The following is a 19207-nucleotide window of genomic DNA, read 5'->3' as shown; positions in this document are numbered from 1 at the left end:
AAATTATAAATTTTATTATGTTTATTTTATAATATTATGAATATAGAACAGATAGTTTAATAGAGCTGTCTATTCTATATTTTTTTATTTTATTAAATAATATAAGATTAATGTTATAATATACTGAAAACAAAGTTAAAATATAAGTAAGACGCTATGTAATATAAAGCTCTCTTAAGCTGATTTAGTCCATGTCCAGTAACTTTAAAATTCAGTAGCTTCTATAATCTGAAGATAAGACTGGTGTGATTTTGGATAATTTTTTCTAAACTTTAGTGAGAATGTGGTATTTTTAGGAAGACTCTCACTGAGGCTAAAAATTAATTGATTTCTGTATAGGAGGTAGTGCTTTGAAAAGATGCATTGTATGTGGAGAACCAGGAGAAAGACATCACATTGTATTTAAAAATGAAGGAGGGTTTGATTTCCCTTTAAATTTTATATATTTATGTTCAGAGCATCATAGAGGAAAAAATGGTCCTCATAAAAACAGGATTGTAGATTTAAAATATAAAATTAATATGCAAAATGAATTGTTTAACAATTTAACTGGAAAGTATTATACTATAGATGATATTATGAAAATTTTAAGTATAAATCCCAGGCAAGCTAAAGTGTTAATAAGTAATTTGTTAAAATATAATCAAGGATATAAATCAGAGGATATTATTAAAAAGTTAATGGGTGGTAAATTTTATTACGAGTTTATGATAGATGAAGATTATCATGATTGGTGGAATATACCAGAGGAAGAGATATTTTTAAAAAAAGCGAAGGCGAAGGGGTTTGAATATGAAGACAGTGTGCATTGGTGATAGTTTAACTTATGGATTTGGTGTTATGAAAAGACATACTTGGATTGAAATATTAAAAGAAAAATCCAAAATAGATTTTATAAACAGAGGAATAAACGGAGATACTACTGCAGGAATGTTAAGTAGATCTTATGAGGATATTATTTTGAATTATCCGGATAAAGCTATAATAATGGGAGGCACTAATGATTTTATTTTAGGTTATGATTTAGATAGAGTTAAGGAGAATGTACTTCTTTTAGCTAAGGAAGCTAAGGAACATGGTGTAGAGCCAATAATAGGTATACAAATACCTACGGAGCCTAAATTAGCAAGTGAGAAATGGACTAAAGAAGTAGACTATGAAAATGTCAATAAAAAAATAATGGATTATAGGGATAAAATGATAGAGGCTTGTGAATTCAATGGATATAAATATATAGATTTTTACAAGGAATTTGTTGATAAAGTAATACACAATAGTGATTATAAATATTATACGGATGGAATACATCCTAACTATGAAGGACACAAGATAATGGCTAGAAGTGCTGAAAAGTTATTTTCTGCTAGTTTCTAATCCTCAGTCTCCAATCCAAAAAATCTTTATTATAATAGACTAAATTTAAAAGCAATTAAGAAATTACGATTATATAAATAATATGTAAATATTTGATTACTTTGGAGGGATTTTTTTGAAACCTTTAGCAGATAGTATACGCCCAAATTCTATAGAAGAAGTAGTAGGACAAGAACATCTTTTAGGCAATGGTAAAATTTTAAATAAGATGCTATCTTCCGGAAAAATAACAAATAGTATATTTTATGGGCCTCCGGGAGTTGGAAAGACTACTGTAGCTAATTTAATGGCAAAGGTATCTAATAAGAGTTTTTATAAGTTAAATGCTACCAATGCTTCTTTAAGTGATATTAAAAATATTGTAGAAGAACTTGATAGTTTGATGAATTTAAATGGAATTATACTTTATTTAGATGAAATACAGAATTTTAATAAAAAGCAGCAACAGTCTTTATTAGAATTTATGGAAAATGGTAAGATAACTTTAATAGCCAGCACTACGGAAAATCCTTTTCATTATGTATACAAGGCTATTTTAAGTAGAGCGGCAGTTTTTGAATTTAAACCTATAGAAGAAAAGCACATAGAAGTTGCATTAAAGAGGGCTATAAGTATAGCTCAGAAGGATTTGAAGAATATAGATATAAAGGTAGGGAAAAAGATATTGTCTTACATAGCTAAATTAAGTGACGGAGACTTAAGAAGAGCTATAAACATTTTAGAATTATGTATAAATACAACAGATATAAATGAAAATGGAGTTTTGAATATAAATGAGGAAATAGTTAAAAATTGTTGTCCTGCAAAAATATTAAATTATGATGGAAATGGGGAAAGTCATTATGATATTTTAAGTGCTTTTCAAAAGTCTATAAGGGGAAGTCATGTAGATGCAGCCCTACACTATTTAGCTAGATTAATAAAAGTAGGAGATTTAATATCCATATGCAGAAGATTATTGGTTATAGCATCAGAGGATATAGGACTTGCGTATCCAAATGCTATAACTATAGTAAAATCCTGTACAGATGCAGCTATGCAGTTGGGTTTCCCGGAGGCTAAGATACCTCTTTCTGAGGCTGTAATACTTTTGGCCACAGCACCCAAATCTAACTCAGCGTTGATTGCTATAGAAAGGGCATTAGAGGATTTGGATAAGAACTATATTAGTGAAATACCGGCTAATATAAGAGATGGACACTATCAAGGTGCTGAGAGCTTAGGTAGAATGCAAAATTATAAATATCCTCATGATTACCCAAATAGTTATGTAGAACAGCATTACATGCCAAGTAGTATTGAAGGCAATGTGTATTATGAAGCAGGGAATAATAAAATAGAAAAAAATGCTAAGGAATATTGGGATAAAATAAAAAAAATATAAGATTTCATAAATCTTATATTTTTTTTATTTTAATGTTGACAAGAATGGTCGGGTTTGATAATATTTATTTATAAAGTTGAGTGAAAAGCTCGGCATTAAGAGGTGATTAAATGAAATTATCTACTAAAGGTAGATATGGGGTAAAAGCTATGGTTGATCTGGCTATACATTACGGAAAAAATCCTGTATCTATAAAATCAATTTCAGAAAGACAAGATATCTCTGAATATTATTTGGAACAACTGTTTTCACCTTTAAGAAAGGCTAAACTTATAAAGAGCATTAGAGGTGCACAAGGTGGATATGTTCTGAATAGGGAACCTAAAGATATAACCATATTTGACATAATGGAAGTTTTAGAAGGGCTAATAGAAATATCTGGTTGTCTAGAAGGAAATAAATGTAATAATATAGAATGTTGCGCCACTAGACTTTTATGGAAAAAGATAAAAGAAAGTATTGATAGTGTAACAACATCAGTAACTTTACAAGATATTGTAGATGACTATAAAAGAATAAATGAAAAGTAGGGAGTGACTATAAATGGAAAACAATAAGAGAATTTATATGGATTATGCGGCTACTACATATACCAAACCAGAAGTTTTAGAAGAGATGATTCCTTATTTTACAGAGGAATTTGGTAATCCGTCATCCATATATTCATTATCAAGAGGAACAAAAAAGGCTATAGATTTAGCTAGGGAAAGAGTTGCTAAAGCTATAAATTGTGAACTATCAGAAGTGTTTTTTACCGGAGGAGGTTCTGAAGCAGATAACTGGGCGTTGAAAGGAATTGCCTTTGCAAATAAACATAGAGGAAATCATATAATAACTACTGAAATAGAACATCATGCTATACTTCACGCATGTCAATTTTTGGAAAGAAATGGTTTTGAAGTAACATATCTTCCAGTGGATGAAGAAGGTAAAATTAGAATAGAAGATTTAAAAAATGCTATAACTGATAAAACTATATTGGTTTCAATAATGTATGCAAACAACGAAATAGGAACTATTCAACCGATAAAAGAAATAGGTGAAATTTGTAGGGATAAGAGAATATTCTTCCATACAGATGCAGTGCAGGCTGTAGGTCATGAAAAAATAGATGTTAAGGATATGAAAATAGACTTATTATCTATGGCAGCTCATAAATTTTATGGACCTAAGGGTGTGGGAGTTTTATATATAAGAAAAGGCGTAAGAATAGATAATTTAGTTCATGGTGGTGGACAGGAAAGAGGCAGAAGAGCAGGAACTGAAAATATAGCTGGTATAGTTGGGCTCGGAAAAGCTATAGAATTAGCAAATGAAAATTTAGAAAAAGAACAGGAAAGACTTTCTAAGTTAAGAGATAAGTTAATAAAGGGACTTTTACAAGTTCCATATACTAGATTAAATGGGCCAACAGGAAAAAACAGACTTGCAGGAAATGTGAATGTTTGTTTTAGATTTATAGAAGGTGAATCAATACTTCTTCTTTTAGATGCTAAGGGGATATGTGCTTCTAGTGGAAGTGCTTGTACATCTGGATCTTTAGATCCTTCACATGTGTTACTTGCTATAGGACTTCCTCATGAAATAGCCCATGGTTCTTTAAGATTGACATTGGGAGAGAGAACAACAGAAGCAGATGTGGATTATGTACTAGAGGTAGTACCTAATGTAGTTCAAAGATTAAGAGATATGTCACCATTGTGGGATGATTTTTTAAAGAAAGGGGATAAATAATTATGATATATAGTGAAAAAGTAATGGAGCATTTTACAAATCCAAGAAACGTAGGAGAAATACAAGATGCTAATGGAGTGGGAGAAGTTGGAAACCCTAAATGTGGCGATATAATGAAAATTTATTTAAAAGTTGAAGATAATATAATTAAAGATGTTAAATTTAAGACTTTTGGATGTGGTTCTGCTATAGCTTCATCTAGTATGGCTACAGAACTTATAAAAGGAAAGACGGTTGAAGAGGCATGGGAATTAACAAATAAAGCTGTAGCTGAAGCTTTAGATGGTCTTCCACCTGTAAAAATGCACTGTTCAGTTCTAGCAGAGCAAGCTATACACAAAGCTATAAATGATTATAGGAAGAGCGAAGGATTAAAACTTTGGGATTATGAAGAGAAAGATGCCCATGAGCACGAACATGGAGAAGAGTAAAATAAAGGTGATAAAATTATGAAAAAGAAAGTTGTTATAGGTATGAGTGGCGGAGTGGATAGCTCCGTAGCTGCATATTTATTAAAAGAGCAGGGTTATGATGTAATAGGCATAATGATGAGATTAGCTCCAGATACTAAGGAATATGAAGAATGCGAAACTAGTTGCTGTAGTTTATCAGCAGTAGATGATGCTAGGAAGGTTGCTGATAAATTGGAAATTCCATTTTATGTAATGAATTTTAAGAGGGAATTTGAGGAGCAGGTTATTAGGCCTTTTGTAAATGAATATAAAGAAGGCAGAACACCAAATCCCTGCATAGCATGTAATAAACACGTTAAGTTTGAAGCATTTTTAAGGAAAGCTAGAGCTATAGGAGCTGAATATATTGCTACAGGTCATTATGCTAGAATAGAGAAAGAAGGCGAAAGATATCTTCTTAAAAAGGCATTTGACCCAAAAAAAGATCAAAGTTATGTATTATATAACTTAACACAAGAGCAATTAGCACACACATTAATGCCCTGTTCTAAAAATACAAAAGAAGAAATAAGAGCTATAGCGGAGAAAATAGGTCTTAAGGTTCATAACAAGAAGGATAGCCAAGAAATATGTTTTATACCAGATAATAATCACGGAAAGTTTATAGAAAACTATACTAATAGTAATATTAGACAAGGCAATTTTGTAGATAAAGAAGGAAATATTTTAGGAAAGCATAAAGGAATAGTGCACTATACTATAGGGCAGAGAAAAGGATTAGGGGTTGCTTTAGGTATACCTGTATTTGTATCAGATATAAATTCTGTTACTAATGAAGTTACCCTAGGGGATGAGCAGGATATATTTAAAACAGAGCTTTTAGCTGCAGATATGAATTTTATTCCTTTTGATTCCTTAGAAAAACCTATGGAAATAGAAGCTAAGATAAGATATTCTGCAAAGCCTGCAAAGGCTATAATAATTCCAGAAAAAGATGGAAAAGTTAGAGTGGTTTTTGACCAAAAGCAAAGAGCTATTACCAAAGGGCAATCAGTAGTATTCTATCAAGATGATTTAGTAATTGGCGGTGGGATAATCGAGAAAATAATATAGAATTTCATATTATGATTATTTCATAGAATTATTATAAATTCTCTCCTACTGGTTGTAGGGGAGAATTTATTTTTTGTTGTTTCAATTTTAGTTGAAAAGGGTATTAAATTAGATAATAAACCTTATTCAGAAGGAATAGGCGTAGACCTTGGACTAAAAGATTTTGTAATAATGGCTTAACTAAAAAGAATATTAACAAAACTAAAACAGTTAAAAAAGCAGAAAAGAAACTAAAACGTGAGCAAAGAAAACTTTCAAGGAAATATGAAAGTTTAAAATTAAGAAATAAAAAAGAGAAAGGAGAAGCTACTCGTCAAAATATCCAAAAACAAATAGTCAAGGTACAAAAACTTCATCAACGACTGTGGAGTGCTATACAAACTGTAGTAGCCTCGGCAAGGCAGAGTACGTTGCGTTGAAACAGTAAAAATCTCAATATGGATATATTTGACCATATTTTGAGTAGCAGATGTGTAATATGATGTATAGTGATAAAGTTTTAGAACATTTTTATGCTCCTAGAAATGTGGGCGTTTTGCCTGGGGCAGATGCAGTTGGAGAATATGGTGATCCAAAATGTGGCGATGTTATGAAGTTTTATTTTGTTATAGAGAATAATGTAATAAAGGATGTTAAGTTCAAAGCTTTTGGATGTGGTTCTGCCATAGCATCAGCTAGTATAGCTACAGAACTTATAAAAGGAAAAACTCTAGAAGAGGCTTGGAGTATAACTAACAAATCTGTCATTGAGGCATTAGAAGGGTTACCACCTTCAAAAGTGCATTGTTCAGTATTAGCAGAACAAACTATACACAAAGCGATAAATAATTATAGACAATTTAAGGGATTGGAGCTTTGGCAGGATAAATATAATTATGAAGAAATTCAATAATAATATTGACATATATTATATTTTTTTTTATAATTTGATTTAAAGCAGATAAAAGAATAAATGGTGATGATAAGAATGAGTAAACATTATTTACACATTTAGAGAGAAAGTGGTTGGTGAAAACTTTTTGGTGGTAATGTTGAAGCTATCTTTGAACTATATTTTTATGAGAGATACGGTATATTTTACTGTATAATTAGGGTGGTAACGCGGAATGATTTTCGTCCCTTTTGGGTATGAAAGTCATTTTATTTTTTTGTATATATTTTTTAATAGATGTATTAAAGAAAAACTATAAGGAGGGAACTATATGAATAAAACAGGATTAAATGAAATAAGAGAAGCATATTTAAGCTTTTTTGAAAGTAAGAAGCATTTAAGATTAAAGAGCTTTCCATTGGTACCTCAAAATGATAAAGGATTATTATTAATAAATGCAGGTATGGCACCATTAAAACCATATTTTACAGGACTTAAAACGCCTCCGAGTAAAAGAGTAACTACTTGTCAAAAATGCATAAGAACTGGTGATATTGAGAATGTAGGAAAGACATCAAGACATGCAACTTTCTTTGAGATGCTTGGAAACTTCTCTTTTGGTGATTATTTTAAAAAAGAGATTATTCCTTGGGCATGGGAATTTATTACAGAAATTTTAAAAATATCAAAAGATAAGTTGTATGTAACTATATATTTAGATGATGATGAAGCATATGAAATTTGGAGTACAAAAACAGACATAGATCCTAAGAGGATATTTAGACTAGGAAAAGAAGATAACTTTTGGGAAATAGGACAAGGACCTTGTGGACCATCATCAGAAATACATTTTGACAGAGGAACTGGAAAAATAGAGAATGTTGAGGAATTTGTAAAGGCTTCAGAAGAAGACAGAGTTGTAGAGTTCTGGAATCTAGTATTTACACAATTTGATAAAGATGAAGAGGGAAATTATAATAGGTTATCCCATCCAAATATTGATACAGGTATGGGACTTGAAAGAATTGCAACTATAATGCAGGGTGTTAATAATATATTTGAAATAGACACTATGAAGAATATATTAGATAATGTATGCAAAGTAGCTAAAGTTCAGTATGGAAAAGATCCTCAAAAGGATGTGTCTTTAAGAATAATAACTGATCACGTGAGAAGTGTAACATTTATGATAAGTGATGGTATCCTTCCATCAAATGAGGGAAGAGGATATGTATTAAGAAGACTTTTAAGAAGGGCAGCAAGACATGGAAGACTTTTAGGAATAAAAGATATATTCTTATATAAACTTTGTGATAAAGTAATAGAAAACTCATCAGGTGCTTATATTGAATTAAAAGAAAAAGAAGAATACATTAAGAAAGTTATTAAATTAGAGGAAGAAAGATTTTCTGAAACAATAGATTCAGGTATGGATATATTAAAATCTTATATAGAAGAGACAAAGGAAAAAGGCGAAAAAATATTAAGTGGAGATAAGGGATTTAAATTATACGATACCTATGGATTTCCAGTGGAACTTACAGAAGAAATATTGCAGGATGAAGATATGAAGCTGGATGTAGAAGGTTTTACAAAAGAAATGACAGAGCAAAGAGAAAGAGCTAGAAATGCTAGAGAAAAGTCTAATTATATGGGAACAGATGATGGCATAATTAATAAAATTCCATCAGAAATAGAAACAATATTTAATGGATATAATAATATAGAATTAAATTCAAAAGTTAAATTAATAATAGGAGAAGAATTTTTAAATAATTTAACTGGAGATGGAATAGTAATTACAGAAGAAACTCCTTTCTATGCAGAAATGGGAGGACAAATAGGAGATAAGGGAGTAATATTTAATTCTAAATTCAATGGTGAAGTAGTGGATTGTAAGAAAAATATATCTGGCAAGATAATGCATTTTGTAAAAACTATTTCAGGAGAATTAAATGTTGGTGATGAAGTTACCCTTAAAGTGGATGAAGAATTAAGAAAAAATGTATGCAGAAATCATACTGCAACTCATATGCTTCATGAAGCATTGAGAGAGGTATTAGGAGAACATGTTCACCAATCAGGTTCTTTTGTGGATGAGGGAAGATTAAGATTTGACTTTACTCATTTCTCAGCATTAACTGAAAAAGAAATAAATAAAGTAGAAGTTTTAGTTAATAGAAAAATAATGGATGCAGTGACTGTAACTACAGATGTAATGACCATTGATGAAGCTAAAGCAAAAGGTGCTACAGCATTATTTGATGATAAATATACTGACGAAGTAAGAGTTGTATCTGTAGGAGATTTTAGCAAAGAACTTTGTGGTGGAACTCATGTATATAATACTGGAGAAATTGGATTATTTAAAATATTATCTGAGACTGGAGTAGCTTCAGGCATAAGAAGAATAGAAGCTCTTACTTCATTTAAAGCTATAGAATTTGTGGAAGAAAAGAATAATTTAATTAAAGAGATTTCTTCAATATTTAAATGTGCAGAGAAAGACATTTTAAGTAGAATAGAAAGTCAAATGATAGAACTTAAGGAAAAAGAAAAAGAATTAAATGCTTTAAAAAGTAAATTAGCAGGTAGTGCAAAGGATGATATAGTAAATGAAGCAGTAAATATAAATGGAGTGAAAGTAGCAGTAGGAGTTTTGAAAGATGTAGATGCTAATGCTCTAAGAGATTTGGCAGAAGAAGTAAGAAGCGCTATTGTAGACGGAGTAGTAATTCTAGGATCTATAGTAGGTGAGAAAGTACAATTCGTAGCTATGGCATCAAAAAGTGTATTGAATAAAGGGATACATTGTGGTAACATAATTAAGCAAGTAGCTAAAATAGCAGGAGGCGGTGGAGGAGGAAGACCAGATATGGCACAAGCTGGTGGAAGTCTTCCAAATAAAGCAGAAGAAGCTATAGATAAAGTAAAAGATATAATAGAAGAATCTGTTAAATAGTATACTTTTTGATGGATTTGCTTTATAATAATATTAAATAAACGAATATTAACTATTCCTAATGAACCATGAAAATGAGGTGAATTATATGGGAGGTAATGAAAAAACTTTACAATTTGATTTCCCTAAAGATAATAAGGAATTGACTAAAAATATATTGACAGAAGTATATAAATCATTGCTAGAAAAAGGATATAATCCGGTAAATCAATTGGTTGGGTATCTAATATCTGGGGACCCTACTTATATAACTAATTACAATGGAGCTAGAGCTCTTATCAGAAAGTTAGAAAGAGATGAGATACTAGAAGAAGTGTTAAAAGTTTATCTGGATATAAAATAAAAATGCCTTTAGAGGCATTTTTATTTTAACATTACATATACTAGAGGGAGAATAGAATGCGAATACTAGGTTTAGATATAGGAGATAGAACGATAGGTGTAGCTGTAAGTGATCCTTTAGGGTGGATAGCTGGAGGCGTTACCACCATAAGAAGAAAAAACGAAGAATATGATTTACAAGAATTGGATAAACTATGTAAGGAATATGAAGTTGAGCTTATAGTAGCGGGATTGCCTAAAAACATGAATGGAACACTAGGTCCTCAAAGTGAAAAAGTACTTGAATTTTGTGAAAAAATTAAAGAAAAAACAAATTTGTCTATAAAAATGTGGGATGAAAGACTAACTACTGTAGCAGCACACAAAGCTATGATAGAAGGAGATTTATCTCGTGCTAAAAGAAAAAAAATAGTTGATAAAATAGCTGCCATTTATATTCTGCAAGGATATTTGGATAGTATTAGATAAACAAGTAAAGGAAGGATGATTAATTATGGATAATAACATAGAAAATATAGTATTAAAAGATGAAGATGGAAAAGATGTAGAATTTACTGTTATAACTAAGTTAGATATTGAAAGTGATGAATATGTGATAGTTTCACCAGTAGATGATGAGGAAGATGAAGCAATAGCATTAAAAATACAAAAAAATGATGACGGAGAAGAAGTGTTAATTACTATAGATGATGAAGAAGAGTTTAATAGGGTTGCGGAAGCTTACGAGTTGATATTTAGCGAAGAGGAAATGTAGTGTAAAGTCTTCTATAAACGATAAATAATATTAATTAATAATATTATCAATTGACAATACCTATTTTAGATATTAAACTTATTATAAATAACATTTAATTAAGAGAGGTATTAAGATGGGTGAAATATTTCCTGAATTTATGGAAAAATTAAAGAATGATTTGAAAAATAAAGGTTATAAGTTGACTCCTCAAAGAAGAGCTATAGTTTCCACTATTATCGAAAATGAAGGAAAGCATTTAACGGCAGAGGAAATTTATGATTTAGTAAAGGAAGATTGTCCGGAAATAGGCCTTGCCACAGTATATAGAACCGTACAATTATTGGAACAACTATGTGTTGTAAGTAAGTTAGAATTGGATGATGGATGTGGTAGATATGAGCTTGTTCATGAAAATGAGAATCATAAACATCATCATTTGATATGTACTAAATGTGGTAAAGTAATAGAGGTCAAGGATGATTTACTAGAGGATTTAGAAAATAAAATAGAAGAAACATATAAATTTAAAATATATGACCATAGTTTAAAGTTTTATGGGTTGTGTAGGAACTGCATTAATAATGATAAATAAATATTAAAATATAAAACTATGAAAAGGAGGGTAGTACTTTGCGAAGAGAAAGTGATAAGATAAAAGTTATCCCTTTAGGGGGAATGAATGAAATTGGAAAAAATCTAACAGCAATTGAATACAAAGATGAAATAATTGTAGTAGATTGCGGTTTGCAGTTTCCAGATGATGAAATGTTTGGTATTGATTTAGTTATACCAGATATAACTTATTTAATTAAAAATAAAGAAAAAGTAAAGGGCATATTTTTGACCCATGCTCATGAAGACCACATAGGAGCTCTTCCATATGTACTTAAACAATTAAATGTACCGGTATACGGAACTAAGCTTACTATAGCGATAGTAGAAACTAAGTTAAAAGAACATGGATTACTAAGTTCTGTAGAACTTAGACGAGTTCAACCAAAGGATGTAGTAAAGCTGGATTTAATATCCATAGAATTTATTAGAACAAGTCACAGCATTCCAGATGCTGTAGCTATTGCTATTCATACTCCAATTGGAATAGTACTTCATACAGGAGATTTTAAGATAGATTATACTCCTATTGATGGAAGTGTAGCAGATTTAAGCAGATTTGCAGAATTGGGTAGAAAAGGCGTACTTGTTATGCTAGCGGATAGTACTAATGTGGAAAGATCAGGATATACTATGTCAGAAAGTACCGTAGGTGAAACTTTTACAAATATTTTTTCCACAGCAAAGGGAAGAATAATTGTAGCTACATTTGCATCAAATGTCCATAGAATTCAACAGATAATTTCAGCTTCCTATAAGTATGGAAGGAAGGTTGCAGTTTCAGGAAGAAGTATGGAGAATATAGTTAATGTAGCAAGTGAATTAGGATATCTAGATTATATAGATGAAACCTTAATAAATATAGATGATATAAGGCGATATCCTAATGAAAAAATAACCATAATAACCACTGGTAGCCAGGGTGAACCAATGTCTGCTCTTTCTAGGATGGCTTCTTCAGAGCATAGAAAAGTAGAAATCATAAAGGGCGATATGGTAATAATATCAGCAACTCCTATACCAGGAAATGAAAAATTAGTTTCCAAGGTTATAAATCAATTGTTTAAAAAGGGCGCGGAAGTAATATATGAAAAATTAGCTGATGTTCATGTATCTGGACACGCATGTCAAGAAGAATTAAAACTAATGCATACTTTAGTGAAACCTAAGTATTTTGTACCTGCTCATGGTGAATATAGACACTTAAAACAACACGCCGAATTAGCTACTAAGCTAGGATTAGCAGAGGAAAATATAGTAATAGCACAAAATGGTGATATAGTAGAGGTTGCAAAATCTGGAATAAGAAAAAATGGAACAGTAGTGTCAGGACAGGTATTTGTAGATGGACTAGGTGTAGGTGATGTTGGAAATATAGTTTTAAGAGATAGAAAACATCTTTCACAAGATGGTATTCTAACAGTTGTAGTGACTATAGAAAAAGAAACAGGCACTGTAATAGCTGGTCCGGACATAATATCTCGTGGATTTGTATATGTAAGGGAATCAGAGGATTTGATGGAAGAAGCTAAGAAAATTGTAAGAAACCAATTAAATGAATGTGAGAAAAATCGTATAACAGAGTGGGCTACAATTAAGTCTAAAATAAAAGATTCTTTAAGATTATTCTTATATGAAAAGACAAAGAGAAAGCCTATGATACTGCCTATAATAATGGAAATATAAATAAAGTTATTGAGGTGAAATATGAACATATATGATAAAGCACATGAATTCGCAAGTTATCTTAAAGATTGCGAAGAAATAGTTAAATTTAGAGAAATTTCAAAAAAAGTTAATGAAAATGAACAAAATAAAAAAATGTTAAATGATTTAAGAAGTATTCAATTTAAAGCTTACTCAGAACAGATAGAAAAAGGCGAAATTTCAAAGGATACAAAGGAGAAATTAGAAGGCTTAGGAGCTGTTATATCTATTAATCCTGCTATAAATGAATACGTTCAAGCTGAATACAAATTTGGACTTTTATGGGAAGATATTATGAAAATATTGCATGATGCAGTAGGCATAGATATGGATTTTCCACAAAATAAATAGAAGAAGTTAGTTGACTTTTTAAGTTCAAAATATTAGAATATAGTTTGATGCGTTATACTATGTAAAATTGGATACTAAATTGTATCCAATTTTTTAATGTTAAAAATGGAAAAAAGTTGTAATATATTGGAGGAATTGCTAATGAACATATTTACTAGAAATGATATAAGGAATATAGCTATAATTGCCCATGTTGACCATGGTAAGACTACAATAGTGGATGCTCTATTAAAACAGAGTAATGTATTTAGAGTTAATGAAAAAGTAGAAGAAAGAGTAATGGATTCAAATGAACTTGAAAAAGAAAGAGGAATAACTATATTAGCTAAAAATACTGCAGTAATACACAATGGTATTAAGATTAATATAATTGACACTCCAGGTCATGCTGACTTTGGTGGAGAAGTTGAGCGTGTCTTAAAAATGGTGGATAGTGTGCTTCTAGTTGTAGATGCTTATGAAGGACCAATGCCACAAACTAAGTTTGTTTTAAAGAAAGCTTTGGAATTGAGTTTAAAGCCAATTGTAGTAATAAACAAAATAGATAAAAAGGATGCTAGGGCAGAGGAAGTAATTGATGAGGTTTTTGATCTTTTTGTTGAACTAGGGGCAGATGATGAACAGCTTGATTTCCCTATAGTTTATTGTTCTGCAAAACAAGGTATAGCAAAAAGAGAAATAGATGAAGAAAGTGATAGTATGGAACCTTTATTCGATACTATAGTAAAGAATGTAAAGTCACCAGAAGGTTACTTAGACAAGCCACTTCAAATGCTTGTAACTACTATAGACTATAATGAATATGTTGGAAAAATAGCTATAGGAAAAATTGAAAGAGGAAAGATTAGAAAAAATCAACAAGTGGCTTTAGTAAGAAAAGGCGGAAAAATAGAAAATGTAAAAGTAGCTAATTTATATGTTTATAATGGATTAAATAGACAAGAAGTAGAAGAAGCTTTATTAGGAGATATAGTTGCGGTATCTGGAATACCTGATATAAATATAGGGGAAACTATAGCAGATAGCAGTGAGCCAGAGGCTATTCCATTTGTAGATATTGATGAACCTACTTTAACAATGAATTTTATGGTAAATAACTCCCCATTTGCAGGAAAAGAAGGGGATTATGTAACTTCTAGACATTTGAGAGACAGACTTATTAAGGAATTGGAAACTAACGTAAGTTTAAAAGTTGAGGAAACAGATTCACCAGATTGCTTTAAAGTTAGTGGAAGAGGAGAACTACATTTATCCATACTAATAGAAACTATGAGAAGAGAAGGATATGAATTTCAGGTATCAAAGCCTAGTGTAATATTTAAAGAAAAAGAAGGAAAAAAACAAGAACCTATTGAATATTTAACTATTGATGTACCAGAAGAATTTATGGGCGTTGTTATGGAAAAACTAGGACCAAGAAAAGCTGAGCTTGTTAATATGACTTCTGCTGTAAATGGATATACAAGGCTAGAATTTAAAATACCTGCAAGAGGGTTAATAGGATTTAGAAATGAATTTATGACAGATACAAAGGGTAATGGTATAATGAATCATGTTTTCTATGTATATGATGACTTTAAGGGAGAAATACCAGGAAGAAGTAGAGGTTCTCTAGTAGCTTTCGAACAAGGTGAAGCAGTAACTTATGGATTATTTAATGCTCAAGAAAGGGGAAATTTATTTATACCTGCAGGAACAGGTGTATATGAAGGCATGATAGTTGGTGAATGTTCAAGAGCGGAAGACATAGACGTAAATGTTTGTAAAAAGAAACACCTTTCAAACACAAGATCTTCAGGTGCTGATGATGCATTAAAATTAACGACACCTAGACCAATGAGTCTTGAAGAATGTCTTGAATTTATAGCAGCTGATGAACTAGTTGAAATAACACCTAAAACTATTAGAATGAGGAAAAGAGTATTATCTAGCTCAGAAAGAAAAAAATTGGTATCTAGAAATAGAAATTAAAGTTTAAATGGGGTGTGATTAAGTGAAAAAGAGGGTATTGATTTTATTATTTACTATAATTATTTTACTTACGGCTTCAATTTCTATTATAAATAAAAAAGTTAAATCACCGTTTAAAACCCAAGGAAATTATTCTGTAAAAGTAGAGAATGGTGATACCTTCTATAAGGTGCTAAATAGATTAAGTGGTGAAAATGCTATTTTTAATGTTAAGTTAATAAAAGTATATCTAAGGGGTAAAGAAGTAGATTTAACTACAAAACCAGGCATATATGTAGTAAATAAAAACACATCTTTGGAAGAATTTATATCTATGCTAAATAAAGGGAATAAAGATGCAGAGGTACAGGTTACTATTCCAGAAGGATATAGTGTAGAACAAATAGCACAATTACTAGAAGAAAAAAAATTGGTGAAAAAAGAAGAATTTACAAAAAAAATCAAGGAGCATCAATTGCCTCAATATATAAAGGTAAAAGGAAATACAAAATATCCTTTAGAGGGATATTTATTTCCTGATACCTATCAATTTAAGAAGGATGCTGGTGCTGAAAAAATTATAGATACTATGCTCAAGAGAATGGAAAAGGTTCTAAGTGAGATAGAAACTGAAACTAGATTAAAAGTAAAAGATGTAGAAAATCAAGTTATAGTAGCATCTTTAATAGAAAAAGAGGCTAGGATTAATGGAGATAGAGGAAAAATTTCTTCAGTTATATACAATAGGCTAAAAAAGGATATGAAGCTTCAAATTGATGCTACGGTATTGTATGCTCTTGGCAAACATAAGGAAATAGTGACTATTAAGGATACTAAGACAGAATCACCTTATAATACATATTATATAAAGGGACTTCCAGTAGGACCTATATGCAGTCCAGGAAGAGAATCTTTAGTTGCAGCAGTAAAACCTGAGAACACTGATTATTTATTTTATCTGTATAAAAAAGATGCTTCAAAAGAACATTATTTTACAAATAACTATGAAGATTTTAAAAATGCAATGAAAAAATATGGATACTAATGTAATAAAACAGTGTATTTTTGGAGGAATTTACATGAGCGGTATTACTTATGATTATATTGAAAATTATTTGAAAAAAATTATTCCAGATAGAAAAGGAATACTTAAGGAATTAGAGATGTTCGCTAAAGATAATTCTGTTCCTATTGTTCAAAAGGAAACTGCTCAATTCTTAGAACTTATGATTAAAATTAAAAGGCCTAGGAGAATTTTAGAACTAGGAAGTGCAATAGGTTATTCTTCGATTTTAATGTGTTCAAGTTCTAATGAAAATGTGTATATAGACACAATTGAGCGAGATGAAAATATGATTACTTTAGCTAAAAGTAATATTTCAAAATCTGGATATGAAGATAATATTAAATTAATACAAGGAGATTGTCTTCAGGTGCTAAAGGATTTAAATGATAAATATGATTTAATATTTATGGATGCAGGCAAGGGACATTACAACCATTTTTTGCCTGAATGTTTAAGAATATTAGAAAAAGATGGTTTGATAATAGCAGATAATGTACTTTTTAGGGGTATGGTGGCTACAGATGAATTGGTAAAACGTAGAAAGATAACCATAGTTAAGAGAATGAGGGAATATCTACAAATGGTAAATGGAGAAGAACTTTTGACTTCTGTAATACCTATGGGAGATGGAATAGCAGTTACAGTAAGGAGGGAGAGAGATGAATAAACCTGAGCTTTTAGCTCCAGCGGGCAACTTAGAAAAACTTAAAGCGGCCATAGATTTTGGAGCAGATGCGGTATATTTAGGAGGAAGTAAGCTAAATTTGAGGGCTTTTGCTGATAATTTCGCTAACGAGCAGTTGCAAGAGGGTATAAAATATGCTCATAGTAGAGGGAAAAAAGTTTATGTTACTTTAAATGTATTTCCTCATAATGAAGATTTAAATGGATTAGAAGAGTATCTAAAAGAACTTTATGATATAAATGTGGATGCTATCATAGTTTCTGATCCAGGTATAATAATGACAGCCAGAGAGGTAGTACCAGAATTAGAACTGCATTTAAGCACTCAAGCTAATAATGTAAATTGGAAATCTGCAATGTTTTGGTATAAACAGGGAATTAAAAGGATAGTTTTAGCTAGAGAACTTTCTTTAGAAGAAATAAAAGAAATGAAAAGTAAGCTTCCAGAGGGATGTGAAATAGAAATTTTCATTCATGGCTCAATGTGCATGGCATATTCAGGAAGATGTTTGCTTTCAAATTATTTAACTGGCAGAGATTCCAATAGGGGACAGTGTGCTCAACCATGTAGATATAAGTACTATTTAATGGAAGAAATGAGACCAGGAGAATACTACGAAATAAGAGAAGATAAAAAGGGCACATACATAATGAATTCTAAAGATATGTGTATGATAGAACATATACCTGAGCTAGTAAGTTTAGGAGCAAGTTCTTTAAAAATAGAAGGTAGAATGAAGAGTGCTTTTTATGTAGCATCTGTAGTGAAAGCTTATAGGCAAGCTATAGATAAATACTTTGAAGATCCATGCAAGTATGAGTTTGATCCTAAATGGATGGATATACTTATGAAACCTAGTCATAGGAAGTATTATACAGGATTTTATTTAAATGATGAAAATAAGCAGGAGTATGAATCTTCTTCTTACATAAGAGATTACGATATAGTTGGAATCGTTAGAGAATACCATGAAGAAAACGGAATAGTAGTGGTAGAGCAAAGAAATAAGTGCTACAATGGAGATAAAGTGGAGATTTTAAAACCTCATGGAGATAATGAGGAGTTAATTCTAGAAGATATGAGAGATATAAAAGGCAATAAAATTGAATCTGCTCCTTCTGCACAGATGCTTTTTACTGTTAGAGTGGACAGGAATATAGAGGAAAATTCTATGATTATAAAGGCTAAGGAGGAGAAATAATGAATCGTCCAGTTTTAATTGGAATTTCTGGAGGAACAGGCTCAGGTAAAAGCACTATAGCTCAAGAGATTTATAGAAAATTTGGCGAAGAGTGCATAGCTATGATAGAGCAGGATTCGTATTATAAAGATCAAACTAGTATATCTATGGAGGAAAGGGTTAAAACTAACTACGACCATCCAGATGCTTTTGATACTCCTTTATTAATAGATCAATTGAAGAGTTTAATTGATGGAAAAAGTATAAATAAACCTATATATGATTTCTCTGTCCATACTAGAAAAGAGGAAAGCATAAAAGTAGAGTCTAGAGATATAATTATTTTAGAAGGAATATTAGTTTTTCAGGATATAGAACTTAGAAATATGATGGATATAAAGATTTATGTAGATACTGATGCAGATGTTAGAATAATTAGAAGATTAGTAAGAGACATAAATGAAAGAGGAAGAACTGTACAGTCAGTTATTGACCAATATTTAAATGTAGTAAGACCAATGCATATGCAGTTTATAGAACCTACTAAAAGATATGCAGATATAATAATTCCAGAGGGTGGCCATAATAAAGTGGCAATAGATATTATTACTGCAAAAGTAAAACAATTATTGCATGAAGAAAACTAAAAAAATCAGTTTCGCATATATAATGTGAAACTGATTTTTTTTTACTATAAATATATATGTACATGCACTTTTTTTTAACT

General features: G+C 30.7%; 20 protein-coding genes, 1 pseudogene and 1 other annotated feature. All 21 genes and pseudogenes read left to right on the top strand.

Annotated features, from left to right (window positions below):
• The first annotated feature begins 350 nt into the window (after positions 1–350).
• The 21 genes and pseudogenes from CC89_RS07550 (at position 351) to udk (ending at position 19127) form a co-directional block, all read left to right on the top strand.
• On the top strand, positions 351–815 hold the full coding sequence (locus CC89_RS07550; RefSeq protein WP_035290836.1) for an HNH endonuclease signature motif containing protein: 465 nt from the start codon (positions 351–353) through the stop codon (positions 813–815).
• Entirely contained in the window at positions 793–1374 is a 582-nt protein-coding gene (locus CC89_RS07545; protein WP_035290834.1) for a GDSL-type esterase/lipase family protein, read from the top strand. The genes CC89_RS07550 and CC89_RS07545 overlap by 23 nt, the downstream gene beginning before the upstream one ends.
• A gap of 115 nt (positions 1375–1489) precedes the next feature.
• On the top strand, positions 1490–2758 hold the full coding sequence (locus tag CC89_RS07540) for a replication-associated recombination protein A (protein ID WP_035290831.1): 1269 nt from the start codon (positions 1490–1492) through the stop codon (positions 2756–2758).
• Between the two features lie 110 nt (positions 2759–2868).
• Complete coding sequence (locus CC89_RS07535) at positions 2869–3288, top strand: RrF2 family transcriptional regulator (protein WP_035290828.1); 420 nt, start codon at positions 2869–2871, stop codon at positions 3286–3288.
• 13 nt (positions 3289–3301) lie between these two features.
• Positions 3302–4492 (top strand): cysteine desulfurase NifS, encoded by a 1191-nt coding sequence (gene nifS / locus CC89_RS07530; RefSeq protein WP_035290825.1) that lies wholly within the window; start codon positions 3302–3304, stop codon positions 4490–4492.
• A 2-nt stretch (positions 4493–4494) separates the two neighbouring features.
• A complete protein-coding gene (nifU, locus tag CC89_RS07525; protein ID WP_035290823.1) occupies positions 4495–4923 on the top strand; it encodes a Fe-S cluster assembly scaffold protein NifU in 429 nt (142 codons plus the stop codon).
• Positions 4924–4941: 18 nt separating this feature from the next.
• Entirely contained in the window at positions 4942–6018 is a 1077-nt protein-coding gene (mnmA, locus tag CC89_RS07520; protein ID WP_035290820.1) for a tRNA 2-thiouridine(34) synthase MnmA, read from the top strand.
• Positions 6019–6090: 72 nt separating this feature from the next.
• Positions 6091–6383, top strand: a pseudogene (locus CC89_RS21065) (RNA-guided endonuclease TnpB family protein); the annotation flags it as partial.
• 113 nt (positions 6384–6496) lie between these two features.
• Positions 6497–6910, top strand: a complete 414-nt coding sequence (gene nifU, locus CC89_RS07515; RefSeq protein WP_035290818.1) for a Fe-S cluster assembly scaffold protein NifU — start codon at positions 6497–6499, stop codon at positions 6908–6910.
• 57 nt (positions 6911–6967) lie between these two features.
• Positions 6968–7142: a binding site (T-box leader), on the top strand.
• 78 nt (positions 7143–7220) lie between these two features.
• Positions 7221–9851, top strand: a complete 2631-nt coding sequence (alaS, locus tag CC89_RS07510; protein WP_035290817.1) for an alanine--tRNA ligase — start codon at positions 7221–7223, stop codon at positions 9849–9851.
• 88 nt (positions 9852–9939) lie between these two features.
• Entirely contained in the window at positions 9940–10194 is a 255-nt protein-coding gene (locus CC89_RS07505) for an IreB family regulatory phosphoprotein (protein ID WP_035290816.1), read from the top strand.
• Between the two features lie 56 nt (positions 10195–10250).
• Positions 10251–10661: a Holliday junction resolvase RuvX gene (gene ruvX, locus CC89_RS07500; RefSeq protein ID WP_035290814.1), complete on the top strand. Its 411-nt coding sequence runs from the start codon at positions 10251–10253 to the stop codon at positions 10659–10661.
• Positions 10662–10686: 25 nt separating this feature from the next.
• The gene (locus CC89_RS07495; protein ID WP_035290813.1) at positions 10687–10947 is read left to right on the top strand and encodes a DUF1292 domain-containing protein; all 261 of its coding nucleotides are present in this window, start codon (positions 10687–10689) and stop codon (positions 10945–10947) included.
• Positions 10948–11062: 115 nt separating this feature from the next.
• The gene (locus CC89_RS07490; protein ID WP_035290812.1) at positions 11063–11521 is read left to right on the top strand and encodes a Fur family transcriptional regulator; all 459 of its coding nucleotides are present in this window, start codon (positions 11063–11065) and stop codon (positions 11519–11521) included.
• Positions 11522–11559: 38 nt separating this feature from the next.
• Entirely contained in the window at positions 11560–13227 is a 1668-nt protein-coding gene (locus tag CC89_RS07485) for a ribonuclease J (RefSeq protein WP_035290809.1), read from the top strand.
• Between the two features lie 21 nt (positions 13228–13248).
• Positions 13249–13599 (top strand): YlbF family regulator, encoded by a 351-nt coding sequence (locus CC89_RS07480; protein ID WP_035290807.1) that lies wholly within the window; start codon positions 13249–13251, stop codon positions 13597–13599.
• 141 nt (positions 13600–13740) lie between these two features.
• Entirely contained in the window at positions 13741–15570 is a 1830-nt protein-coding gene (gene typA, locus CC89_RS07475) for a translational GTPase TypA (protein WP_035290805.1), read from the top strand.
• A gap of 22 nt (positions 15571–15592) precedes the next feature.
• A complete protein-coding gene (gene mltG / locus CC89_RS07470; protein ID WP_035290803.1) occupies positions 15593–16594 on the top strand; it encodes an endolytic transglycosylase MltG in 1002 nt (333 codons plus the stop codon).
• A 34-nt stretch (positions 16595–16628) separates the two neighbouring features.
• On the top strand, positions 16629–17282 hold the full coding sequence (locus tag CC89_RS07465; RefSeq protein ID WP_035290800.1) for an O-methyltransferase: 654 nt from the start codon (positions 16629–16631) through the stop codon (positions 17280–17282).
• A complete protein-coding gene (locus tag CC89_RS07460) occupies positions 17275–18501 on the top strand; it encodes a peptidase U32 family protein (protein WP_035290798.1) in 1227 nt (408 codons plus the stop codon). Before CC89_RS07465 ends, CC89_RS07460 begins: the two co-directional genes overlap by 8 nt.
• On the top strand, positions 18501–19127 hold the full coding sequence (gene udk / locus CC89_RS07455) for a uridine kinase (protein ID WP_035290796.1): 627 nt from the start codon (positions 18501–18503) through the stop codon (positions 19125–19127). The genes CC89_RS07460 and udk overlap by 1 nt, the downstream gene beginning before the upstream one ends.
• The last annotated feature ends 80 nt before the right edge of the window (positions 19128–19207 follow it).

The sequence above is a fragment of the Clostridium sp. KNHs214 genome (assembly GCF_000744935.1).
GTDB lineage: Bacteria > Bacillota > Clostridia > Clostridiales > Clostridiaceae > Haloimpatiens.
This window is presented reverse-complemented; position numbering and strand designations above follow the sequence as displayed.